Annotated in this window: 18 protein-coding genes; 8 read left to right on the top strand and 10 right to left on the bottom strand. The window is 57.1% G+C overall.

Annotated elements, in window-relative coordinates; all coding sequences use genetic code 11:
- Positions 1–2 precede the first annotated feature (2 nt).
- From SRBAKS_RS09665 to SRBAKS_RS09655, 3 genes are read right to left on the bottom strand one after another with little or no spacing between them, the layout of a single operon-like run.
- Positions 3–575, bottom strand: coding sequence for a DJ-1/PfpI family protein (locus tag SRBAKS_RS09665; protein ID WP_229590669.1), 573 nt, complete (start codon positions 573–575; stop codon positions 3–5).
- 33 nt (positions 576–608) lie between these two features.
- Positions 609–1,136 (bottom strand): Crp/Fnr family transcriptional regulator, encoded by a 528-nt coding sequence (locus tag SRBAKS_RS09660; RefSeq protein WP_229590668.1) that lies wholly within the window; start codon positions 1,134–1,136, stop codon positions 609–611.
- Complete coding sequence (locus tag SRBAKS_RS09655) at positions 1,133–2,308, bottom strand: potassium channel family protein (RefSeq protein ID WP_229590667.1); 1,176 nt, start codon at positions 2,306–2,308, stop codon at positions 1,133–1,135. The genes SRBAKS_RS09660 and SRBAKS_RS09655 overlap by 4 nt, the downstream gene beginning before the upstream one ends.
- Positions 2,309–2,429: 121 nt before the next feature.
- On the opposite strand from SRBAKS_RS09655, the gene SRBAKS_RS09650 reads away from it, so the two are divergent.
- The 3 genes from SRBAKS_RS09650 to SRBAKS_RS09640 all read left to right on the top strand — a co-directional run bounded on the left by SRBAKS_RS09650 (position 2,430) and on the right by SRBAKS_RS09640 (position 7,346).
- Positions 2,430–3,788 carry a protein kinase domain-containing protein gene (locus tag SRBAKS_RS09650; RefSeq protein ID WP_229590666.1) on the top strand — a complete coding sequence of 453 codons (1,359 nt, stop codon included), beginning with the start codon at positions 2,430–2,432 and terminating at the stop codon, positions 3,786–3,788.
- A 215-nt stretch (positions 3,789–4,003) separates the two neighbouring features.
- Positions 4,004–5,986: an acetate--CoA ligase gene (gene acs / locus SRBAKS_RS09645; protein ID WP_229590665.1), complete on the top strand. Its 1,983-nt coding sequence runs from the start codon at positions 4,004–4,006 to the stop codon at positions 5,984–5,986.
- Positions 5,987–6,209: 223 nt separating this feature from the next.
- The gene (locus tag SRBAKS_RS09640; RefSeq protein ID WP_229590664.1) at positions 6,210–7,346 is read left to right on the top strand and encodes a TRAP transporter substrate-binding protein; all 1,137 of its coding nucleotides are present in this window, start codon (positions 6,210–6,212) and stop codon (positions 7,344–7,346) included.
- 321 nt (positions 7,347–7,667) lie between these two features.
- Here the strand turns inward: SRBAKS_RS09640 and cydB are convergent, their stop codons facing one another.
- The 3 genes from cydB to SRBAKS_RS09625 all read right to left on the bottom strand — a co-directional run bounded on the left by cydB (position 7,668) and on the right by SRBAKS_RS09625 (position 11,505).
- Positions 7,668–8,717, bottom strand: coding sequence for a cytochrome d ubiquinol oxidase subunit II (gene cydB, locus SRBAKS_RS09635; RefSeq protein WP_229590663.1), 1,050 nt, complete (start codon positions 8,715–8,717; stop codon positions 7,668–7,670).
- A 28-nt stretch (positions 8,718–8,745) separates the two neighbouring features.
- The gene (locus SRBAKS_RS09630; RefSeq protein ID WP_229590662.1) at positions 8,746–10,059 is read right to left on the bottom strand and encodes a cytochrome ubiquinol oxidase subunit I; all 1,314 of its coding nucleotides are present in this window, start codon (positions 10,057–10,059) and stop codon (positions 8,746–8,748) included.
- A gap of 117 nt (positions 10,060–10,176) precedes the next feature.
- Positions 10,177–11,505 carry an ATP-dependent 6-phosphofructokinase gene (locus SRBAKS_RS09625; RefSeq protein WP_229590661.1) on the bottom strand — a complete coding sequence of 443 codons (1,329 nt, stop codon included), beginning with the start codon at positions 11,503–11,505 and terminating at the stop codon, positions 10,177–10,179.
- A 184-nt stretch (positions 11,506–11,689) separates the two neighbouring features.
- On the opposite strand from SRBAKS_RS09625, the gene SRBAKS_RS09620 reads away from it, so the two are divergent.
- The 5 genes from SRBAKS_RS09620 (at position 11,690) to SRBAKS_RS09600 (ending at position 15,895) form a co-directional block, all read left to right on the top strand.
- The gene (locus tag SRBAKS_RS09620; protein ID WP_229590660.1) at positions 11,690–12,430 is read left to right on the top strand and encodes a substrate-binding periplasmic protein; all 741 of its coding nucleotides are present in this window, start codon (positions 11,690–11,692) and stop codon (positions 12,428–12,430) included.
- Positions 12,431–12,591: 161 nt separating this feature from the next.
- A complete protein-coding gene (locus SRBAKS_RS09615; protein WP_229590659.1) occupies positions 12,592–13,443 on the top strand; it encodes a zinc metalloprotease HtpX in 852 nt (283 codons plus the stop codon).
- Position 13,444: 1 nt separating this feature from the next.
- Complete coding sequence (locus SRBAKS_RS09610; protein ID WP_229590658.1) at positions 13,445–14,767, top strand: trypsin-like peptidase domain-containing protein; 1,323 nt, start codon at positions 13,445–13,447, stop codon at positions 14,765–14,767.
- A gap of 37 nt (positions 14,768–14,804) precedes the next feature.
- On the top strand, positions 14,805–15,446 hold the full coding sequence (locus SRBAKS_RS09605) for a class I SAM-dependent methyltransferase (RefSeq protein WP_229590657.1): 642 nt from the start codon (positions 14,805–14,807) through the stop codon (positions 15,444–15,446).
- 188 nt (positions 15,447–15,634) lie between these two features.
- Positions 15,635–15,895, top strand: a complete 261-nt coding sequence (locus tag SRBAKS_RS09600; RefSeq protein ID WP_229590656.1) for a ribosome small subunit-dependent GTPase A — start codon at positions 15,635–15,637, stop codon at positions 15,893–15,895.
- 111 nt (positions 15,896–16,006) lie between these two features.
- Here the strand turns inward: SRBAKS_RS09600 and SRBAKS_RS09595 are convergent, their stop codons facing one another.
- The 4 genes from SRBAKS_RS09595 to SRBAKS_RS09580 form a co-directional block, all read right to left on the bottom strand.
- Positions 16,007–17,905 (bottom strand): SurA N-terminal domain-containing protein, encoded by a 1,899-nt coding sequence (locus tag SRBAKS_RS09595; RefSeq protein ID WP_229590655.1) that lies wholly within the window; start codon positions 17,903–17,905, stop codon positions 16,007–16,009.
- A 66-nt stretch (positions 17,906–17,971) separates the two neighbouring features.
- Positions 17,972–19,894, bottom strand: coding sequence for an aconitate hydratase (locus SRBAKS_RS09590; protein ID WP_229590654.1), 1,923 nt, complete (start codon positions 19,892–19,894; stop codon positions 17,972–17,974).
- Between the two features lie 207 nt (positions 19,895–20,101).
- Positions 20,102–20,404 carry a hypothetical protein gene (locus SRBAKS_RS09585; RefSeq protein WP_229590653.1) on the bottom strand — a complete coding sequence of 101 codons (303 nt, stop codon included), beginning with the start codon at positions 20,402–20,404 and terminating at the stop codon, positions 20,102–20,104.
- Positions 20,373–22,298 carry a chorismate mutase gene (locus SRBAKS_RS09580; protein WP_229590652.1) on the bottom strand — a complete coding sequence of 642 codons (1,926 nt, stop codon included), beginning with the start codon at positions 22,296–22,298 and terminating at the stop codon, positions 20,373–20,375. Before SRBAKS_RS09580 ends, SRBAKS_RS09585 begins: the two co-directional genes overlap by 32 nt.
- Positions 22,299–22,617: the final 319 nt, after the last annotated feature.

Below are 22,617 nucleotides of genomic sequence, written 5' to 3'. Positions count from 1 at the left end.
GGTTAGTTGTGCTCTGCGGCCAACATGTTTTTGAATTGCAGCACAGTGTTCTGGTCCAGTCCGATACTTTCGAAAATGGCCGCTGTGAATGAGACGGGCGCGACTCCGGGGGCGGTGATCACGCGATCGGTCGAAACCGCTGTGGCGCTTGGGCAAAAATGCTCTGCCCCGGTGTATTCCTGTGCGTTCAACGTGAGATATTCGGCCTCATTGGATGTGTGCGGTATTGCATCGAGCATCCCGGCTCGGGCAAGGGCGAGTGTGCCGCCGCAGATACCCGCAACAACGGCACCGCGCGCATGATGGGCTCGCAGTACTTCTCCAATGTCGGGCGCATCTTCGGATTCCCATAGGGTGCCTCCGATGACAACCACCACCTCCGGTGCCCATTGATTCATCGCTTCCAGCCCCTGTGGAACCCGCACGGTGAGCCCGCCCAGCGACTGGAGTTCTCCGGGGGCAGGGGTAAAAAATTGTACATCAAGTCCGTAGAACGGGCGGCCCGTCCCGGCAATGAGGGCGTATTCCCAGTCAGCGAAATGAGGGGTAAGGATAATCGCTATCTTTGCCATCATGCTTGGTTCCTTTTGTCCAGACCGTATTCCTCTCTATGGCTTGTTGTACCGGCTGAGGGCCAGGGCCAGGGCTGTGGACAGCTTGATGAGTTCCCGGTTTGATTTGCGGATGGTGGTAGCCATGCGTTTGGTCAGTGCCATGAGCAGGATGTTGCCGATGATGGGTTCACGTTCCACCAGCTCAAAGAATCTGGCTCGATTGGTTCTCAGAAAGAAGGACGGCTCCAGGACCAGAATGGTGGCGGACCGGGTTTCGTGGTCTATGAGTGCAATCTCGCCGAAGATGGGGTGGTTGGCGTGGTCCATGGTGGCCAGGACCTTGCGCTGGTTGTCCACTTCCAGAATGGGAAGATTCATACCCGGCATGAGCATGGATTTGGTGATTCGTACACGCCCTTTGACGAGGATGAACATTTCATCCCCCTCTTCCCCTTCGGTGATCAGGTTTTCCCCTGCGTCTACGGGGTGGATGTCAAAGATATCCCGGATCTTGTCCTGGGCGGTTGCGGGCAGACCGTGGAACAGGGGAATATCGTCAAAAATCACATCACCGAGTTTCATCGTGCCTCCCTGGGGTTGAGGAACAGTACCGCGTCAAAGTCGCGGAGCGGTTCCGTGTCCGGTGGATTGGTCAGCACGCGCGGGCCGGTGTCGCCGATATTCGTTTCCTGGCCGGATGATTCGAACAGCTCCAATATGAATTGATCCAGTGCGGAGCCGTCGTCGAGCACATCTTCCAGTGAAAGTTGTTTGGACACCTTGCATAACGCCAGAGGCAGCCTTCCGTCTGCGCGAAACTGGGTCATGAGGTCGCCCCAGAGCAGGGGTTTTTCTGCCGAGGTCAATGTCTTGAACTTGATATGGTTGTTGCCGCGCATGCCGATGAGTTCCTGAAGCAGGGTCCACATGGAGGGATTCGCGCCCATGAGGCCGAGGACCACGCTGGTCAGTTGACCGTGGACGATGATTTCATTGACCCCGGCGCGAAGCAGGTGCTTGCGGTTTTCCGGGAGGGCCACTTCGCCGTAGAGTGGGACTTGCGGCGCGAGTTCTCGCAAGGCCAGGGCAGCATACAGGGTCTCGTGATCGGCGTCCTTGGCGGATTGGGCTGTGTGCTGGGAGAGCAGGTAGACCACCTGAGCGCGGTCCGGTCGAGCCTTGAGGAGCACCGACTCCTGAGTGATGGTACCCCAGACAAAGTGGAGACGGTCGCCCAGGTCCAGTTGAAAGGCCACGGCTTCGCGTTCGTCCGCGGCAAGTCCGTTGACCAGTACAAGGTTGGTGTCCTTGTCGTTCATGAGCACGCCGTTGTCGCGCAGGGCCGCGACCAGTTCCGGGCCAAAATCGTTCCAGCCGACGATGATGACATGGTTTGTCAGTTTCACCGTGAGTAACCCCTTACGCTTTCTGGCTTTGTGTTCCACGAGCATGGAAGCCAGGTTACCTGTCAACGTGGATACCAGGCCGATGCCGCAGATCATGACGATCAGTCCCATGACTTTCCCGCCGATGGTGGTCGGGACCATGTCGCCATAGCCCACGGTTGTCAGGGTGACCACCGCCCACCAGAGCGCACCAAAGATATCCTTTGCGTCTCCGACCGGGTAATATTCGAAAAACCAATAGCCGAATGTGGCCATGCAGAGCAGGCCGAGAATGAGCAGTGTGAGTTTCCCGAATGGATTGCGACACCATCCGAAAATGGCATCACGCATGGTTGGCAAAGTATGCAAATTGTCCACCTTTTACGTTCTTTCTCTGTATGACTAATATGGCCTCTGGAGTCAACAAAGCGGGAGGGACCGGCGCGAGGAGTGTGGACGGGATGCCCGACCATGCGCTATCATCCACCGTATGCATATAGGACGTTACGCAATACGTGGGCTGTTGGGCCGTGGCGGCATGGGGGCGGTCTACAAGGCGGCCATGCCTGTGACCGGGCGGATTGTGGCGCTCAAGGTTCTTGATCCTGCTGAAATAATGGAAGATATCATGGGGGCGGCCGTTCTGAAGGAGATGTTCTTCAAAGAGGCGACCACCATGGCTTCCATCAGTCATGTCAATGTGGCGGGTATCCTGGATGTGGGGCGTGGCGACGATGTCACACCGCCCCATTTTGCCATGGAGTATTATTGCGGCAATCTCGGTGCGCTCATGGGGGAGACCTATGAGGTCGAACAACCATCCCGGAGGCTTGGGGTGGAAGCCTCTCTGCACATCGCCCGCGAGATGCTGGCCGGGCTGGACCGGCTCCACTTTGAAGGGATCATTCATCGTGACGTCAAACCGTTCAACGTGATGCTCGCCGAGGACGAGGGCGGCCCGGGGCGGGTCAAACTTATTGATTTCGGCCTGAGCAAACTTCGTGGCGAGCAGAGCCAGGGGCACAAGGGAATGGTGGTGGGGTCGCCCTACTACACCGCACCGGAACAGGAGGCGGACCCCGAAGCGGCCGATGCCCGATCCGATGTCTTTTCCGTGGGTGTGACCCTCTTTCGCATGCTTACCGGTCAGCTCCCGGATGAGCGGGCGGATCGCCAGTCCATCTGCGCCATACATGCGGATCTCGATTGTACATGGGATGCCTTTTTTGACCGCGCGCTGGCCTCGGAACCGGACGACCGTTTTCAGGATTGCCAATCCATGATCGACGCAATGGACCGGCTGGAGGCGGCCTGGATTGAACGGAAGGACGCCACCTGTGTCATGCTCGACGAGCCGGAGCGCCACGCCCGGGACTGGGTGCCGCGTGCCGAGCCGATCAAGGTGGGGCTGCATGCAGCGCGTGCGGCCTTTGATCTTGATGTGCTCTGGCGGCCAAAGGAATATGGAGCGGGTGAGTTCAGAAAGCGCGGGGACGGCACGGTCTTTGACAGCGCGACAGGGCTTGTGTGGGAACAGGACGGCGCACGGTATCCGCTGACCTGGGACCGAGCCTGCGCCTATGTGGCGCGGTTCAACAGGCACGCGCATGGCGGCCGCACGGACTGGCGACTGCCCACGGTCGATGAACTGACCACCCTGTTTACCGGGAACACCGAGCCGGGCGAGTTCTGTCTGGAGTCGGCGTTCGACCCGCGCAAGTCACGTCTCTGGTCTGCGGATACCAAAGCCTTTACCGCTGCCTGGTATGCCGACGCCGAAATGGGATTTGTCTGGTGGCAGGACAGAACATGCCGGTTCTTTGTGCGGGCCGTGAGTGGTGGAATGTAGCCGTTTACTCCTCAATATGCCTGCGTTCACCCGGCGCGTTGCCGTTCACCGGGTGATTTTAAACCGTTTACCTAAAAAAGGGCGCGGTTGTGTTTTGGTTCCTATAAATGATATCTAGTCAGTCGCGGCACTGCGCGCTGACCATCACATTTCAGAATGTTGCGGTCCATTTTCAGGACACTGAGAAAACAACGCATAGATCAGGAGTACACCAGATGAGCGAAGAGAAGAAAATCGAAAGCCTGCAAAAGGAAGGGCAGATCTTTGAACCCGATGCTTCCAAGCAGGGCCAGGCCTGGATTCAGAATATGGAAGCGTATGACGCGGCCAACGAAAAGGCGCTGAATGATCCCGACGGATACTGGGGGGATCGGGCCAAGGAGCTGCTGACCTGGTTTTCCGATTTCGATTCCGTCCTTGAAGCCGACTATGACAAACCCGAGTTCAAGTGGTTTTCCGGCGGCAAGACCAACGTCTCTTACAACTGCCTGGATCGTCATCTGACCGATGGTCGTCGCAACAAGGCTGCACTCATCTGGCAGGGCGAACCCGAAGAGGACGTCAAGGTCTATACCTACCAGATGCTGCATACCGAAGTCTGCCGGTTCGCCAACGTGCTCAAGAAAAAGGGCGTCAAACGCGGTGATCGTGTGGCCATCTATATGCCCATGATCCCCGAGCTGGCCATCGCCATGCTGGCCTGCACCCGTTTGGGCGCACTGCACTCCATCGTCTTCGCCGGATTTTCCTCCATCGCGCTCCAGTCCCGCATCGACGATTGTCAGGCCCGGGTACTGATCACGGCCGATGCTGTCCTGCGCGCAGGCAAGACCATTCCGCTCAAGGGTAATGCTGACGAGGCGTTGAAAGACTGCCCGACCATCGAACAGTGTATCGTGGTCAAGCGCGGCGGCAATGAGATCAATATGGTCGAGGGCCGTGACTCCTGGTGGCACGAAGAAGTCAATGCCGAGGATATCACCTCCGATTGTCCGTTCGAGGAGATGGAAGCTGAAGATCCGTTGTTCATCCTGTATACCTCTGGCTCCACTGGCAAGCCCAAGGGCGTGCTGCACACCACCGCCGGGTACCTGCTGTATGCGGCGCACACTACACAGTGTGTCTTTGACGTGAAAGATGACGATGTCTACTGGTGTACTGCTGACGTCGGCTGGATCACCGGTCATTCATATATTGTATATGGGCCGCTGACGCTGGGTGCCACCTCGGTCATGTTCGAGGGCGTTCCGAGCTATCCCAGGCCAGACCGTTTCTGGCAGATCGTGGACAAGTTCAAGGTCAATATTTTCTACACCGCGCCCACGGTCATTCGCGCGCTCATGCGTGAAGGCGAGGAATGGGTCAAGAATTATGACCTTTCCTCACTGCGTGTGCTTGGTTCGGTGGGTGAGCCCATTAACCCCGAAGCGTGGCTGTGGTATCACAACAATGTCGGTGGCGGTAAGCTGCCCATCGTGGATACCTGGTGGCAGACCGAGACTGGCGGTATCATGATTTCCGCGCTGCCGTATGCCACTCCGCTCAAGCCCGGCTCCGCCACCAAGGCCTTGCCTGGTATTTCCGCCAAGATCGTGCGCCGTGACGGCAGTGTTGCCGATGCCAACGAGGGCGGACATCTGATCGTGGACAAGCCGTGGCCCGGTATGCTCCGCAATGTCTGGGGCAACCCTGATCGCTACAAATCCACGTATTTTGCCGGTTTCCCCGGCGCATACGAGGCCGGTGACGGTGCCCGCATGGACGATGACGGGTACTTCTGGATCATGGGGCGTCTGGATGATGTCATCAATGTGTCCGGTCACCGCATGGGCACTGCCGAGGTCGAATCCGCACTGGTTGCCCATCCCGACGTGGCAGAGGCCGCAGTTGTCGGCATGCCGCACGATGTGAAAGGTGAGACCATCTACGCCTATGTCACGCTGAAATCCGGCGTTGAGCCTGACGACGACCTGCTCAAGGCATTGAAGATCTGGGTGCGCAAGGAGATCGGCCCCATTGCCACGCCTGAGTTCATTCAGTTCGCCGATGGGCTGCCAAAGACCCGCTCCGGCAAGATCATGCGCCGTGTCTTGCGCAAGATTGTTGAAGGCAGCGACGAGTTCGGTGATACCTCGACCCTGGCCGATCCGGGTGTTGTGACCGATCTGGTCGAAGGCAACAAGGATCTGCTCAGCTAGGCTTTCTTATTCAAAATTCAATAGTGAAAGGCCCCCGCTCCATGGCGGGGGCCTTTTCTTATGCCTTGTGTCGCTGGTTTGTTTGTGGCGGAGAGAGTCATGTATACCGGAGGAGCGCTTGCTATTCTTTCTGAAATAATGCATTTTTTTAAAGCTATAGAAGCAAATGCGGTCCATCGACGGCCCCCTGGACGGCCCATGCAACGTCTCCCCTGGAGGAATGATGAAACGACGTGATTTTCTGAGTAAAGCTGCCATTGCCGGTCTTGCCGGTGGCACTGCCCTGCTCGCTGGCTGCAATGGCGAGGACAAACCCGCCAATCAGGGAGCCGCCCCGGCTCAGGTCAAAAAAACAATCATTTGGAAAATGGTCACAACCTGGCCACCCAAGTTGTCCATCCTGCAAACCGGCGCAGAGTCCTTTGCCGAAAAGGTCGAGTTGCTTTCTGACGGCCAGATGAAGATTCAGGTCTACGCGGCCAATGAGTTGGTCCCTGGCCTGGGCGTATTTGACGCTGTTTCTTCCGGTACGGCAGAGTGCGGTTCCGGCTCAGCCTATTATTGGGCTGGCATGGATGCCGCGTGCCAGTGGTTTTCGGCAGTGCCTTTCGGACTGTCTGCCCAGGGCCTTAATGCCTGGTTTTACTCCGGCGGTGGCCTTGACCTATGGGACGAAGTGTATGGCCAGTTCAACCTGATTGGTCGCCCCATGGGCAACACCGGTGTCCAGATGGGTGGCTGGTTCAACAAGGAAATCAACGACATCAAGGACTTCGAAGGTCTCAAGATACGTATCCCCGGTCTGGGCGGCAAAGTGATCGCCAAGGCTGGCGGTATTGTTGTCCTGCTTGCCGGCGGTGAGATTTTTACTTCGCTGGAACGCGGCATCATCGACGCAACAGAATGGGTCGGGCCGCTCCATGACCTGCGCATGGGCTTCTACCAGACTGCGAAATACTACTACTATCCAGGATGGCATGAGCCGGGAACCTGTCTGGACGCCATGTTCAACAAAGACAAGTTCATGGCCCTGCCCAAGCATCTCCAGGCCATCCTCAAGGTCGCCGCTGCCGAGACCAACCAGGAATCCCTGTGTGAGTTCGAGGCCCATAACGGTGCGGCTCTGGAAGAACTGGTCACCAAGCACAATGTGCAGCTCAAGCGTTTCCCGGAAAAGGTTCTGGCTGATCTGCGCGTCATGGCCCGCGAGGTCATTGCCGAAGAAGCCGCCAAGTCTTCGCTGGCAACCAGGGTCGCTGCCTCCTTTGACAAGTTCCAGAAACAGTGGGGCGCATGGGCAGATGTCTCATCCCGCTCCTACTTCGATATCATAGCCGAGCGCTATGTCGCTTTGAAGTAGTCCGGCCAAAAGGCAACAAAAACAAGGCGCTCCCTTTATGGGGGCGTTTTTTTTGTGGGCCGGAGTATCGGCTTGGGAGAGCGGGCCATCTGCACATTTTTTGGTCTTGTCCGATCCATCACCGTAGCCGGGCCACGCCTCCGGTCGGGCTGCGCCCGATCGCCCAAGGGTATTAGATCTTGTACGGCTCGAAGACTTGCCAACAATTCACTATAAATGCACATCTGACCCATCCTCCCAAGCCTCGAATGATGCCAGTGAAGATTACCCATGAGAAAGCCCCCTGCATCATCGATGCAGGGGGCTTTGGTCTTTATCTTCTTAGTAGTGGATGTCGTTTTCGGTAATGGGAGTAGCAAAGGTCTTGTACACCCAGAACTGGTAGCCGATGACGATGGGCACGAACACCAGGGCCACACCGAGCATGATTTCGAGGGTCAGCACGCTGGACGCGGAGTTCATGATGGTCAGGCTGTTGGCCGGGTTGGGATTGGACGGGATGATGGCCGGGAAGATGCCCACCACGCCGAACAGGGCGGTGCCGCCGATATACAGACAGGATGCTCCCCAGGCCATCCAGTACTTCTTGGCGCCGAGGTAGGTGCGCATGAGCACCAGACCGACCACGGGAAGCAGCAGGATGACAAAGAGTGCCGGGTAGACCAGATAGTTGTTGAACAACTTGGTTGTTACGGAGGAATAAGCCAGGAACAGGACTGTCAGGACCACAACGCCGGGCCACAGTTTGGTGGCCAGGAGCTCTGCACGGGCGTGCAGGTCGCCGGTGGCGCGGATGCAGAGCCACAGCGCGCCATGCATCAGGAAGATGGTCACGAACAGGATACCACCAGCAATGCCGTAGGGGTTCAGCAGACCGAACAGTCCGGCCTGGGAGAATCCGACTTCATTCAGGGGGATACCCTGGAAGATGTTACCAAAGGCCACGCCCAACAGCAGGGCGGGCAGGAAGGAACAGACCGCGTGGGCGGTGTCCCAGATCTTTTTCCATGTGTCGCTTTCCACCTTGGAGCGGAACTCGAAGGAAACGCCGCGCACGATGAGCGTGAACAGCAGCAGCATGAGGGCGGTATACAGTCCGCTGAACATCTGCGCGTAGGCATACGGGAAGGCGGCAAAGGTGACACCGCCGGCACTGATCAGCCAGACTTCGTTGCCGTCCCAGAAGGGACCGGTGGAATTGAGCATGGCGCGTTTTTCCGCCTCGTTCTTGGCCAGAACAGGCAGCAGAGTGCCCACACCCAGATCAAATCCGTCCAGAATGAAATAGACGGCCCACAGCACACCCCAGAGGACGAACCAGATCATCGCCAGGTAGTAGTGCAAGGAACCAATTTCCATGAAGTTATTCATTAGATAATCTCCTTATTCTCTTGCAGGTCTAAACCTGGATTGGGCTGTTGTCTTCGGGGCCTTTCTTGGCCAGCTTGATCATCAGCCAGATACCGGCAGCGCCGAGCAGGGTGTAGAGCAGGCACATGAGCACCAGCGAAAAGCTGACCTCGCCTGCGCCAACGGGTGAGACCGCATCGGACGTACGCATGAGTCCGTATACGATCCACGGCTGACGTCCGACCTCAGCCAAAGTCCAACCCGCCCACATGGCAATGTAGGGGAGGGGGATGCAGTAGGGCAGTATCTTGAGATACAGCGGGTATTGTTCCAGTTTGGCGCGCTTGAGCCAGCCAAAACCGGCAAGAAGAATAAACAGGGTGCCAAGACCGACCATTGTCCTGAATGCCAGGAACGTGATGGTGATAGGCGGACGATCTTCCTTGGGAATATCGTTCAACCCTTTCACTTCGGCGTTAAAATCATTGTACGCCAGGAAGCTGAGTGCACCGGGAATGGGCAGCGCTTCCACCAAGTTGCCGTCTTCACCGGGAACGATGAGCAGGTACATGGGGGCGTTGGTCTGTGTTACCCAGTGGGATTCCATGGCAGCCAGTTTGGCCGGCTGCTTGAGGGACATGTTGTTACCGTGGAAGTGGCCTTCAACTGCAGTGACGATGCAGAAGACCAGAGCGACGGTCACGCCGATGTTGAAAGACTTCTTGAAGAAATCCGTCTCGCTCTTCCTGAGCAGGTGCCATGCGGAGATGCCCATGACGAAGAAGCCGGCAAGAGTGAGTGCTGCCGGGATCTGATGGAAGAATTCCAACCATGCCCATTTATTGGTAATGACTGCAATAAAGTCATTCAGTTCTGCCCGACCGTTGCGGAGAACATATCCCTTGGGGTCCTGCATGAAGCCGTTGGCGATGAGAATCCAGACTGCGGACAGGTTGGATGCGCCTGCAACCAGCCATGCCACTGTGGCGTGGGCCTTGGGTGAGAGCTTGTCCCAACCGAAGTGCCAGACACCGATGAAGGTGGATTCCAAAAAGAATGCAGCCGTTGCTTCAATGGCCAGCAGCGAACCGAAAATATCGCCCACATAGGCGGAATATCTGGACCAGTTGGTTCCGAATTGGAACTCCAGGGTGATGCCGGTAACGACACCGAGGGCGAAATTGACCAGGAAAATTTTACCCCAGAATTTTGCCATTTTGAGATATACTTCATCGCCGGTACGGACGTACTTAGTTTCCATATACGCGATGAGTATGGAAAGTCCCAGCGTCAGTGGGACGAAGATGAAGTGGAACATGGTGGCTGCAGCAAATTGCAGCCTGGAAAGCATCAGCACATCCATACAAACCCCCTTGCGGATATTGCTTGAGAAAACCTTAGCCTCTTTCAATAAATACTCAACATTCCGAGGAACCTACACCTGACTTGAGAACAAATCAAGAATAATAATCATTTCCTTTTACCTGTTCTTCATGCTCATGGGCTGCCCTGTGGACTCAAGGACAGCTCTCCAGTAGTTGGACTGCGTGTTTATTCGTTTTTTGCCTTTGGTGACCAGGTCCATGGGAATATGCACATAGCGTCCATTCCAGCGGGAGACGACAAACCCAGTGCGCCCTGTCATGCCTGCGTGGACCGCGTAAATGCCGAGAAACGAACAGTAGATGCGGTCATTGGCATTGGCCGGAACGGAACGGATGATATAACTCGGGTCGATGAATTTCAGCGTCGGTTCTATATCTTTCGCTCTGAAATAGCTGAGTATCTCGTCTTTGAGCAGTGTGGCGAAATCAGCCAGCTTGACGTTGCCCGAGGCGTCTGTCTTGCCGGACTCTTCGAGCAGCTCCTGCCCGGCTCCTTCGGCCACGACAATAACGGCGTTGCCCCGTTTTTTCATGCGTTTGTCCAGTACAGCCAGAAATCCGTTCTCGCCGTGGAGGTCAAAGGGGCTTTCAGGGATGAGGCAGAAGTTGACTTCCTGGCACGAGAGGGCGCTCTGTGCCGCGATGTACCCGGCATCCCGGCCCATGACCTTGACCAGTCCGATTCCCCAGGGAGCGCCCGTGGCTTCGATGTGCGCGCCCTTGATGGCGATACCCGCAGTTTCCACGGAGGTATCGAAGCCAAAGGAGGGCGAGGCGAAATTGATATCGTTGTCAATGGTCTTGGGCAGTCCGACGATGGAAATGGACAGTCCCCGCTTGTGAATCTCCTCGGCCACTCTGGAGGCGGCCCGCATGGTCCCGTCGCCGCCGATCATGAAGAGGATGGAAATATTCATGCGTTCCAGGGCGTCCACGATGACTTCCAGGTCCTGGGGACCGCGTGAACTGCCGAGCACAGTGCCGCCGAATTCATGAATGCGCGAGACATAGTCAGGCGTCAGGTCCACGACGTCATATCCCTGCTCCGGCACGAATCCGGCCAGACCGTACTGGATGCCCACCACAGACGGTACATGATAGCCGTGATGCAGAGTCATGACGATGGCCCGGATGACGTCATTCAAGCCGGGGCAGAGCCCGCCGCAGGTGACCACCGCGCATTTGGTCTTGCTGGGATCATAGTAAATCTTTTCGCGCGGTCCTGCCGGCTCGAAAAAGACATGCTTCGGGTGCTTTTTGCTTTTTCCGGAGCCGTCTACATTACGGCGGGAAATGTTCACCAGTACGGCGTCGTCTTCATTTACGAACTGCCCGCATGCGGACGGATTCTGAATTTTGGCAGGTCCGACGATCGGAATTTCAGTGTTCTTTACATCAATGTTTTCATCTTGGCTGGTTCGCATTGCCGCCCTCACGGATTGGTACAACGGTTGGAGATTGTTTTCCTTATTAATATGATTTTCATCTTCGAGCAATTCATAATTGTTTTTTTTCGATCAAGGTGACGCTTTTGCGCGGTCTGTCGCATTATTTTGGGCTGTTGACTTGTTGCTTGCTCTTAGGGAGCGGTGCAGGTATCTTTACTCAATGAGATTCGGTTATTATCTTGTTTTCAGCCTTGTCCTGACGTGGGGAGTTCTGGTGCCGTTTTCCGGAAAGGCCCATGATCTGCTCGTGGTTTTCGAGGACTACCCTCCATATGAATATGTCGAGCACAGTGAGGTCAAAGGAATCAATATTGACCTTGCCCGTGAGGCGTTCAGGCGCATGGGGGTGACACCCTCTTTTGAACCAAGACCCTGGAAACGGGGACTGTATCAGCTGAAAACAGGCGAGATACTCGCCCTCTCATCCGGGTTCAAAACCCCGGAGCGAGAGAAAATCGCTATCTTTCCTGACAGTCCGTTGGCCGCAGAGACCAATGTGGTCCTGGCGCTCAAAAACAGCAGGAAAAGCATCAAGTCTCTGGACGAGCTGCACTCTCTGCGCATCGGCGTTGTCAGGGACTATGCGTACGGCAAAGAGTTTGATGACATGGTGGGATTGAAAAAAATCTTTGCAAAATCCATGACGCAACTGATCGACATGCTGCAGAACAAGAGAGTGGATGTCATCTTGGCCAGCCAGGAGGTGAGTCAGCACTTACTCAAAAAGTCCGGTGAGTTGGATGATGTTGAAGTCCTGTATACATTGAGCCGGGAGCCACTCTATCTGTTCTTTTCCCGCATCCACGGTCCCGAGAGCCAGAAGCTGGCCGATCAGTTCAGTGCGGCTGTTCAGTCGATGAAAGAGGACGGCACTTTTGCTGCCATCAAGGCCCGCTATTGAAGCCGGGAGCCACTTCGGACGTACCCTCATGATTGACAGGCAAGGCGTGTGTGATGGGAGTACGGCGCAGGATCGCCTTGATTCTCTCCTTGACCTTTTCTTCGAAATTCCTATCTATTGTTCTCAACACGATATCGTGATTATCGGAGGACACTGTTGACATGACCAGTCAGATAAAGACTGTTTTGCTACTCGGACTACTCACAGGTCTGCTCATGCTGATCGGCGGAGCCATGGGCGGTCGTGCCGGACTCTTTCTGGCATTCGGTTTTGCCATGCTCATGAATCTGGGCAGTTACTGGTATTCCGATACCATCGTACTCAAGATGTACAAGGCCAGCCCGCTTTCGCCGGGCGACGCGCCGCATATTCACCGGGTGGTGGAAGAAATGGCGGCTGCCGCCAATATCCCCAAGCCGCGCATTTTCCTGATTCCCCAGGACGCCCCCAACGCCTTTGCCACGGGCCGCAATCCGGATAACGCGGTTGTGGCGGTCACGCGGGGTATCGTCTCCATGCTCACCCCTGACGAACTCAAGGGCGTGCTCGCCCACGAGTTGGGGCACATCGCCAATCGGGATATACTCATCCAGTCCATTGCGGCCGTGCTGGCCGGTGCCATTGTGTTCATAGCCAACATACTCCAGTTCACCGCCATCTTCGGCGGTCTGGGTGGCGATGACGATGAAGGCGGCAGTCCGTTTGCCGCATTGGTCATGGCCTTGCTGGCTCCGCTGGCAGCCGGATTGATCCAGATGGCCATCTCTCGGTCCCGTGAATACCTGGCCGACGCCACGGGCGCGCACCTGTCGCAGAATCCCCTCTTTCTGGCAGGGGCGCTCTCCAAGCTCGACGCGGCCGCGCACCAGATTCCGCTCAAGGGCAACCCTGCCACGGAAAACATGTTCATCGTCAATCCGTTCAGCGGAAGGCGGGCGACTTCCCTGTTTGCAACGCATCCCCCCATCGAAGATCGCATAGCCAGGCTTCGGGCCATGGCGGAAGGCAGATAGAATGATCAAAAGATTTCTCGTATTCAGTGCACTCGTTTTTCTCCTGACAGCCGGTCTGGCCCACGCGGATCATCGCCGCACTCCGGTGGTAGAGGCCGTGGAGATGGTCAGCCCCTCGGTTGTCAACATCACGGTCACCAAAAAGGTGCAGGGCGGGGGGCGTACTCCGTTTGGCGATCCGTTCTTTGATCAGTTTTTCAAGGAATTTTACAACAACAGGCCCCGGGAGTCCCAGAACCTTGGTTCCGGGGTTATCATCGACGGCAGGAAGGCGCTGGTCCTGACCAACGCCCATGTGGTCGCTTCCGGCGGGGTTATCACCGTGCGCCTCAAGGATGGACGCGATTTTCGTGCGGAGCTGGTCGGTTCGGATACGGATTTCGATCTGGCGGTGCTGAAGCTGGACAAGGCGTCCAATCTGCCGGAAGTGAACATGGGGGATTCCAGCGATATCTATATCGGCGAGACCGTCATTGCCATCGGCAATCCCTTTGGGTTTTCCAATACAGTGACCACCGGCGTGGTCTCGGCCTTGAATCGGCCCATGAAGACCAACCAGGGCGCGTATGGCAGCTTCATCCAGACCGACGCGGCCATCAACCCCGGCAACTCCGGCGGGCCGCTGCTGAACATCAACGGAGAACTCATCGGTATCAATACCGCCATTGACGCCCGGGCCGAAGGCATCGGGTTTGCCATTCCCATCAACAAGGCCAAATTTGTTGTTCGGGAGCTGCTTGATACCGGCCACGTCTCTCCCATCTGGCTCGGCCTGTTCGGTCAGGATATCGATCAGGCGGCCGCCCGCTACTTCAGCCTGAAAAATCTCAAGGGCATGCTCATCTCCGAGGTCTACCCGGACACTCCGGCCGAGAGGGCGGGCCTCAAGGCCGCAGATATCGTGCTGGCAATCAACGGTCAGGTAGTGACCAACAAGGACGAATATCTCACCAAACTCTTCAATGTGACCCAGTCGGAATCGCTGACCCTGAACATCTTGCGTGAAGGGAAGCAGAAACGGTATGCCTTGAAGCCTCAGGTGTTGGACAAACGCATGGCTCTTGATCTGGTTCGCGCCCGCTGGGGATTCGAGCTGGCTGACCAGAAGAAGGGTTCCGGTGCCAAGGTGACGACCATCGTTCCGGGATCGGCGGCAGCCAAACTCGGCCTGCAGACTGGTGACGTCATTCATCAAATCGGGAACAGGCGGCTGAATTCCGGCATTGATCTGCTGAACGCCTTCCTGCGCAACCGATTGCAGAAAACCGTGCTCATGCGTGTGCAGCGTGGGCGCAATCTCTATAATGTGCGACTGACCCTTTAGGTACTTCCACCTGGGCAAAACATACATGGCTTGAAATATGGATATCGACGATCAACGAACATACTGGACGGAGAAGTGCGTGGACAAGACCTTTACCACGCCTTTGGAGTTGGATGTCTTCGGGAAATATGTCTCCAAGGACGCCCGGATTCTTGATTTCGGGTGCGGCTATGGCCGGAGCATGGCCGAGTTGCGTGACGCCGGGTATACCAATCTTACCGGTCTCGATTTTTCTTCCACCCTGATTGAGCGTGGTCGAGCGGAACATCCCGACCTGAACCTCATGGCCTACCCCGGCGGCTCCATGCCGTATGCCGATAATTCCTTTGATGCCGCGATCATGCTCGGCGTCTTCACCTGCATGATCGAGACAAAGACCCAGGCTGAGACGCTCATCGAGATGCGGCGCGTACTCAAGCCGGGAGGCGTGCTCTACATGACCGATTTCCTGCTGAACCGGGACAAGCACAATCTGGATCGGTACAAGGCCGGCAAGGAACGGTATGGCATTTATGGCATCTTCGATCTGCCTGACGGCGGGGTGGTGCGGCACCATGACATCAACCACATGGAAGCCCTGTTTTTCGATTTCGACGTCAAGGTGTTCGAGGAGACCGTGTTCCAGACCATGCATGGGCATGAGTCGGAAGGGTTTTACGCTTTGATGACCATGCCCTGATCACGGCGGTTTCGGGCGGTCTTTTCAGTGGCGGGATGTTGACAGGATGTACGTCCGTGCTGCATACCGTTTTTGTTGTTCAGTTGATGTGTTGTAAGGAGATAGTATGTCTATAAGATCATTGGAGATTGTGTTCGCCGTTGCCGCCAATGGGTAATGCGTAGACAACAGAATGATCTGGTTCCGCCTTGGCAGAAATTGAAATGCTTGCCCGGGAATGCCGCTTCTCCGACTGCACGCATACGCAGGAGTGCGGCTGCCGTGTCCTGGAGGCTGTTGCCGGTGGCGAGCTTTCGCAGGATCGCCTTGAAAGCTATCACAAGATGAAACGGGAGCTGGCGTACCTCTCGGAGAGACAACATAAAAGTGCGGATAGAGTGGAAAAGGAACGCTGGAGGGATGTTGCCCTGTTTGCAAGGGAAATAAAGAAATACAGGAAGAAGAGGTGATACCTCCATGGAGTGAGTGGAAGCCTCTAACCAATGGCATTTCACTGATACTGCAGAAATGAACAAGGCCCGCTCGGTAGTACCGAGCGGGCCTTGTGGTGTGTCTGTGACTTACTGGAGCAGGTCGGGACGCGCGATCTCTTTGGTGGCGTTCTTGTTCAGCTCTTCCATGTAGGCTGCCAGCATTTCCTGGCTATATCCACGGCTGACCTGTTCCATCCAGGTAGCCTTCTGTTCTGCCCATGTGGCGTCAGAGGCCGGGATGCGCTCGTTCAGGCGAGCCACGACCATGCCGGAGGACAGGGCGTATACCGTGGGCAGCCATGCGTCATCCTTGGCGTTGAACAGGGCGGTTGTCAGTTCCTGACTTGCGCCGAGCGCCGGGATGTTGCCCTGGCGATCAAAGGACTCGGAAGTCATGATGCGGGCCGCATATGTCTTGGCAACTTTGGCTGCGTCAGAACCGGTCAGGGCGGCGAGGATCGACTCAGCCTTGGCCTTGGCCTTTTCGGTTGCTTTCTGTTCCTTGAGAATCTTGATGATGGTCGGCTTGGCCTTGTCCAGCTCGATGAGGGCCGGAGCAATGTCCTCGACCTTCTCTGCGAGAATGTAGCCGCCGTTGATGGCCACGGGGGTCTGCTGCGCCGTGCCTGCGGGCAGTTCTTCCAGCACTGTGACGACTTCGGGAGCGATGCCGAGAATCTGGCCCAGGAAGGCCGCGGGCATGGGCTCGCTGGTCTCTACGGTCAGCTTCAACTCGGTGGCGATGTCACTGATGCTCATGCCGGAAACGAGGCGATCCATGGACTGATCCAGCAGTTCAGTGACCTGTTCGGCCGCCTTTTCCTGAGCGATCTCCTGCCTGATCTCGTCTTTGGCCTCGTCCAGTGTCCTGAGCTTGGCATCCTTGTGGTCTTCGACCTTGATGATGTGCCAGCCGAAACGGGTTTTGACCAGACCGGATATTTCGCCTTTCTTGGTGGCAAAGGCGACGGCCTCGAAGTCGGGCACCATGGCGCCGCGAGCGAACCATCCAAGCTCGCCACCGTTGGGGCCGGAGGGGCCTTCGGAATATTCCTTGGCCAGAGCGGCGAAATCTTCACCGGCCTGGGCCTTTTTCAATACTTTTTCAATCTTCTTGGCAGCGGCGGCCTGCACTTCTTCGGGGTCGCTGTCCTTGGACATGACCAGGATGTGACGGGCGCGGACCTGCTCCTTCTGCTCCATGGAAGCCTTGTTGGCTTCGTAGTAGCTGGCGATCTCCTCATCCGTGACCGTTTCGTTTTTGGCCAGGGCTTCGGGGGTGAACGTGAGGTAACGGAGCGTGACCTGCGCGGGGGCCGTGAAGCGTTCGGTGTTGGCATCGAAGAACGTCTTGATTTCGTCTTCGCTGACAGTCACCGTGTCAATAAAGTCATTGGGAGCCACTTCGATGAAGTCCATGCGCACCTGTTCGCCGAGCCAGTTGAAGAGATGGCGGGCCTGAGCCTCGGTCACCTCTGCGGGGCGAACCGCGAGCTGCCTGACCTTGTCCATCATCAGTTCCTTCTTGAAGTCCGCTTCATACTCAGCCGGTGTCATGCGGAGCTGGCGCAGTCTGCCCTGATAGATGTTGGGATCAAACTTGCCATCGGCATTCTTGAACATGGATTGGGCGGAAATACCGGCGACAACTTCATCGTCTGAAGCGGAGACGCCGAGTTTATCAGCTTCATTGAGCAGGAGAATTTCGTCCATCAGGTTGCTCATGACGAGCTGTTTGAACTGGGTGCTCCTGAGCTGGGCCTGGGTGACCTGCGGGTTGGACTGCCTGACGATCTCGGTGGCGCGGTTGTAGGCCAACTGAAATTCGGCCCGTGTGATGGTCTTGCCGTCCACGGAGGCCATGACCGGATCCCCGGAATTGGTCAGCCCGGACATACCAAAGGCAAAAACAAAGACAACGATGATGACGGCGAACAGGATCTTGACGATCCAACCCGATGCGTTCTCACGCATGATTTCTAACATTTGCGCTCCAATAGCTCTGTAATTCAATCCGCGCCCTCATGCGAGGGCGCGGAATTTATTCCAAGGTTATGCCTGACCTTCACGCACAGCGTTGAGGAGGCCACCTGACTGGATAATCTCCAGTTCCTTTTTGGTCAAATCATTTGTGACAGTGACACTCTTGCCTGAGCCGGTCGTGATGTCAATGGTGCCGCCGGGGGTCATGGCGTTGGCCGGGATGATCAGATCATCACCTTCGGACAACGCGTCGTAGTCGGCGGGGTCTACCAGCAACAGGGGCAGGATGCCGAAGTTGACCAGATTGGCGCGGTGAATGCGGGCCAGGGACTTGACGATGACGGCCTTGACGCCGAGATGACGGGGGCCGAGTGCTGCGTGTTCGCGGCTGGAACCCTGGCCGTAGTTGTCGCCGCCCAGAATGACGCCGGTGCCGTGTTCTTTCATGCGACCGACAAAGCCTTCGTCCACACGGCTGAAGATATACTGGCTGATGGCCGGAATATTGGACCGCAGGGCGGTAATTTCGGCACCGGCAGGCAGGATGTGGTCGGTGGTGATGTTATCTTCCACCTTGAGCAGCACCTTGGCTTCCACGGTGTCGGACAGTTTGTCGAAGTCTTCCAGGGCCACGATGTTGGGGCCGCGCAGGATCTCGACAGCGCTCTTGTCGGCCGGAGGGAAGACGAACAGGTCGCGGATGGACGGGACATCTTCGGGCAGTTCCACGCGCTCGGGAGCCGGACCCCAGGTGGCGGGATCGGTGAACTCGCCGTCAAGCGCGAGGCGTGCAGCGGTCTGGGCGCTGGCCAGATAGACCTGACCGTCCTGTGTGCCGGAGCGGCCTTCGAAGTTGCGGTTGAAGGTGCGGACGGACACACCGGCGGAAACCGGGGAGCCACCCATGCCGATGCACGGGCCGCAGGAACATTCCAGCAGACGGGCGCCTGCATCCAGCAGCGGTTCGATGAGGCCTTCGCGGGCGAGCATCTTCATGACCTGCTTGGAGCCGGGGGAGATCATCAGATCGGTCTCTGCCGGTGTCATTTTGCCGCTCAGAATCTGCGCGGTGTTCTTGAGGTCGGAATAGGATGAGTTGGTGCAGGAGCCGATGGCACACTGGTCGATCTTTTTGCCGGCCAGTTCTTTGACCTTGCACACCTGGTCGGGCATGTGGGGCTGGGCGACCAGCGGTTCCAGCTCGGACAGGTTGATCTCGATGACTTCGTCGTATTCGGCGTCGGCATCGGCGATCAGTTCGACAAAGTCTTCGCCACGGCCCATTTTCTCCAGGAAGAATTTAGTCTTGTCGTCAGACGGGAAGATGGAGGTGGTGGCACCCAGCTCGGCACCCATGTTGGTGATGGTGGCGCGGTCTGGCACGGACAGTGCGGCTACGCCGGGACCGGCGTATTCAAAGACCTTGCCCACCCCGCCCTTGACGGTCAGGCGACGGAGCAGCTCAAGGATGACGTCCTTGCCTGCGGCCCAGCCGGTCAGCTCGCCGGTCAGCTCGACCTTGACGACTTTGGGCATGGGGATGAAATACGCTTCACCGGCCATGGCCAGTGCCACGGACAGGCCACCTGCGCCCATGGCCATGGAGCCGATGCCGCCTGCGGTGGGGGTGTGGGAGTCGGAGCCGATGAGGGTCGCGCCGGGCTTGGCAAAGTTCTCAAGGTGCAGCTGGTGGCAGATGCCGGTGCCGGCCGGGGAAAAGACTGCGCCGGATTTGGCGGCGACGGTGCGGAGATAGCGATGGTCGTCAGGGTTGCGGAATCCCATCTGCAGGGTGTTGTGGTCCACGTAGCTGACAGACAGGTCCGTGCGGACTTCGCCGATGCCGATGGCTTCGAACTGCAGCCATGCCATGGTGCCGGTGGCGTCCTGGGTCAGTGTCTGGTCGATGCGCAGACCGACTTCCTGTCCGGCGACCATCTCGCCGGAAACAAGGTGCTTCTCAATGATCTTGTGGGTGATGCTCTTGCCCATGCTTTCTCCTGTTCAAGTCAAAAGGGTCTCTCTCAAATCACCTGCGTGCGGGGTGTCTCCGGGGCTCTCATTTCCGGTCCGTTCACGGTCAGATGCGGTACTATCCTTATTATCTCACTCTATCCCAACGTGGCAGGGAGGGGGTAGACGATGCGGATGAAAACAGCCGTTTCCATCCGCAATCATAGACGTTCCCTGTACAACCGATCAGAACAGGAAGCCGTTTTTCACGCCTTCCGAGGGTCCTGTCTCGTCAATGCCGAGATTGATCCGGTTGATCTTGTTGGTGCGGAATTTGATCTCCACATCCAGTCGCAGTTTATCCTGCTGCAATCGGAATATTTCCTCGTGGTGGTAAATGCCGTTTCTCGGGTCTTCGGCTTCCATGAACGTGCGTATGGCCACCACGGTGTCTTCGAGTTCCTTGGTCAGCGTGACCACCTCGGCCTCCAGGGTCGGGATGTCGTCGCTGAGTCGTTTATCTGATTTTGATGCGTTTTCTTGTGTCATCTTTCTTCTCGCGTACCGGTTTGGGTTTCATCTTGCCGGTGGGCAGGGAGTTGTAGAAGTTCCAGAATTCGGGCCATGTGGCGGTCACTTCGCCGTGGTTCTCCAGCAGGATGCCGGGAACGACATAGGCGGAAAGGGCACATCCCATGGACCAGATCGGGTCCGGGCTGTACCACGTGCCGTCCCAACGCTTGGTGCCGGGCTTGAGTACGAGACCGTCCTCGGTTTCTTCGTACAGCGCGCTCATGCGGTCAAGCAATTCGGTGATGGTCCCGTCAAATGTGCCGGTTAATGTGGCGTTGCCCAATCGGAGTCCCAGGGCCAGGGCCAGGGGCTGGAGATCGGGAATTTCGCCAAGGGTGATGGTGCCGTTTTCAGGTACGTCGCCCTCTTTGGATACGACAATATTTTCGGTGGCTATGTCAATCCTGAGACCAAGGTTGGTCAGCTCCTGAACGATCCGGTCAGTGGTCTCGTTCCTGGGCCAGGACCCCTGGATGTTCAGGCTGCCGCCGGACATGATCGGCAGGGCCATGAGCAGGCTATTGAATTTCACTGACAACGGCAATGTCGGAGTGGGCTCGATGGTGGGAATACCGTCGGAAATGGTGACGGAATCCTTTTTCAGCTCCGCAGTGATGCCGCAGTCGTTGAGCACTTCAACGGCCTCGGCCACACGGACACGGGCTTCCTTGGTCAGACCGTTGATGGTCAGGCCGCCGGGGAAAGACCAGGCAGCCAGGGTCAGGGCCGCCGCGAAATCGGGATCAGTGCCGCCGGGCAGGGTCACGGCTTCGTCCATGGCGCCTCCGCATTCGAGACGGGCGGGCAGGCCGGGGTTGTTCGGATTGATGGGCACCATCCGAGCACCCAGACGGGGCAGTACTCTGTTGAGGCTGGCGATGTCCATGAGCTGGAGGGCGGGTTTGCCGGTGAATTTGCAGCGACCGGCGTGGCCGAGTGCAAAACAGAGCAGCATGTAGAAGTTGAACGGGTCTTCGCCGACAAAAATCATGTTGCCTTCGAAATGGAGGGTCCGGCCGCCTTCGTTTTTGATGTAGTCGTCATCCCAGTGGATGGGGGACTTGGCCTGCTTGAGAGCCTTGGCCAGATCCTTGTTGGGCGCGTTCATGGTCACCGGGGCCAGCTTGGCCGGAGCGCCTGCGCTGGCAGCCATGGCCAGCATCATGCGTGTGTAGCGGAAGGAGCGTGGGCCGGAGATGCTGGCTGAAAGCGGCTCGACACGCGGGGCGAGCTTGTAGCCGTCGCCTTCGAATTTTTTGCGGACATCAGCCAGGGAGAACTGGTTGAGCAGGGTGAACAGCGATTTGGTCAGCTTGGCATCCAGGCCGAGCTCGCTCGCCTTGGCGTCAAAAGACCCTCGGAGCAGTTTCTCCAGTTTGGGATCGACCAGGGATTTTTGTCTGGATTTGCGCCATGCGCCTTCCTTGCGGATGAGAAACGCACGCTTTTCCAGCAGATTCAGCACCTGGTTGTCGATGTCGGAAATATCAGTGAAGCGGTGTCCGGCGACCACGTCAGCCTTGGCCACGTAATCTTCATCGCTGATGGGAGCGCGCTCGGGCTTGTTGCCGAAGAAGTCCCGGCCGCCAGGGCGTCTGCCGCCACGAGGACCAGCGCCACGAGGGCCTTCGCGCTTTTCGAATTTGCGCGGGCCACGGCTTTCGTCTCGGCGAGGTCTGCTCGGCCGATCGTCATTGCGGGAGTTGGTTCGGGAGTCACCGCGGCTGTTGTCCCTGCGGGAGTCGCCTCGGTTGTCATTGTAGCGGGGAGTGCTACGCTTGTCATCGTAACGGGAATCGCTACGTGTGTCGTCTTTGCGCTGGCCATTGGAGGCACCACGCCTGTCGTCGTCTTTGCGGATCTTGATCATTGTCTTTCCGTCTTCCTTATAAATGATATGGTTTCCCTTCAAAAAAGGGATTGGCCTTCCTAGCGCGAAATTCCGCGATATGCAAGCAGTAGTGTGGGGGTGGCCTCCGGCGGCTGGGGGAAGGGGAGGAAAAACCCTTTGAAAAGGGCTTTTTCCTCCCCTTCCCCCAGACCCCCATCCCCTCCTTTTCCTAAACTTTTTGTTGGGCCTTCGGCGATGTGGGGGCGGGCGTGTGTTTTTTTGTTGGTTAAAAAAAGAGAGGGTTGAAACTTTGAATCGCTGTAAGGAAGGCGGGAAGAATATTGTTATTATACCGCTC

Origin of the sequence: Pseudodesulfovibrio sediminis, assembly GCF_020886695.1 — a bacterium.
In the GTDB taxonomy this organism is placed as follows: domain Bacteria; phylum Desulfobacterota; class Desulfovibrionia; order Desulfovibrionales; family Desulfovibrionaceae; genus Pseudodesulfovibrio; species Pseudodesulfovibrio sediminis.
Note: the sequence above shows the minus strand (reverse complement) of the source record. Positions and strands in the feature narration are given on the sequence as shown.

Excerpts from the sequence above, each read along its gene's own strand:
- SRBAKS_RS09665 (WP_229590669.1), bottom strand. The coding sequence starts at position 575 with ATGATGGCAAAGATAGCGATTATCCTTACCCCTCATTTCGCTGACTGG.
- SRBAKS_RS09660 (WP_229590668.1), bottom strand. The coding sequence starts at position 1,136 with ATGAAACTCGGTGATGTGATTTTTGACGATATTCCCCTGTTCCACGGT.
- SRBAKS_RS09650 (WP_229590666.1), top strand. The coding sequence starts at position 2,430 with ATGCATATAGGACGTTACGCAATACGTGGGCTGTTGGGCCGTGGCGGC.
- acs (WP_229590665.1), top strand. The coding sequence starts at position 4,004 with ATGAGCGAAGAGAAGAAAATCGAAAGCCTGCAAAAGGAAGGGCAGATC.
- SRBAKS_RS09640 (WP_229590664.1), top strand. The coding sequence starts at position 6,210 with ATGAAACGACGTGATTTTCTGAGTAAAGCTGCCATTGCCGGTCTTGCC.
- cydB (WP_229590663.1), bottom strand. The coding sequence starts at position 8,717 with ATGAATAACTTCATGGAAATTGGTTCCTTGCACTACTACCTGGCGATG.
- SRBAKS_RS09630 (WP_229590662.1), bottom strand. The coding sequence starts at position 10,059 with ATGGATGTGCTGATGCTTTCCAGGCTGCAATTTGCTGCAGCCACCATG.
- SRBAKS_RS09625 (WP_229590661.1), bottom strand. The coding sequence starts at position 11,505 with ATGCGAACCAGCCAAGATGAAAACATTGATGTAAAGAACACTGAAATT.
- SRBAKS_RS09620 (WP_229590660.1), top strand. The coding sequence starts at position 11,690 with ATGAGATTCGGTTATTATCTTGTTTTCAGCCTTGTCCTGACGTGGGGA.
- SRBAKS_RS09615 (WP_229590659.1), top strand. The coding sequence starts at position 12,592 with ATGACCAGTCAGATAAAGACTGTTTTGCTACTCGGACTACTCACAGGT.
- SRBAKS_RS09610 (WP_229590658.1), top strand. The coding sequence starts at position 13,445 with ATGATCAAAAGATTTCTCGTATTCAGTGCACTCGTTTTTCTCCTGACA.
- SRBAKS_RS09605 (WP_229590657.1), top strand. The coding sequence starts at position 14,805 with ATGGATATCGACGATCAACGAACATACTGGACGGAGAAGTGCGTGGAC.
- SRBAKS_RS09595 (WP_229590655.1), bottom strand. The coding sequence starts at position 17,905 with ATGTTAGAAATCATGCGTGAGAACGCATCGGGTTGGATCGTCAAGATC.
- SRBAKS_RS09590 (WP_229590654.1), bottom strand. The coding sequence starts at position 19,894 with ATGGGCAAGAGCATCACCCACAAGATCATTGAGAAGCACCTTGTTTCC.
- SRBAKS_RS09585 (WP_229590653.1), bottom strand. The coding sequence starts at position 20,404 with ATGACACAAGAAAACGCATCAAAATCAGATAAACGACTCAGCGACGAC.
- SRBAKS_RS09580 (WP_229590652.1), bottom strand. The coding sequence starts at position 22,298 with ATGATCAAGATCCGCAAAGACGACGACAGGCGTGGTGCCTCCAATGGC.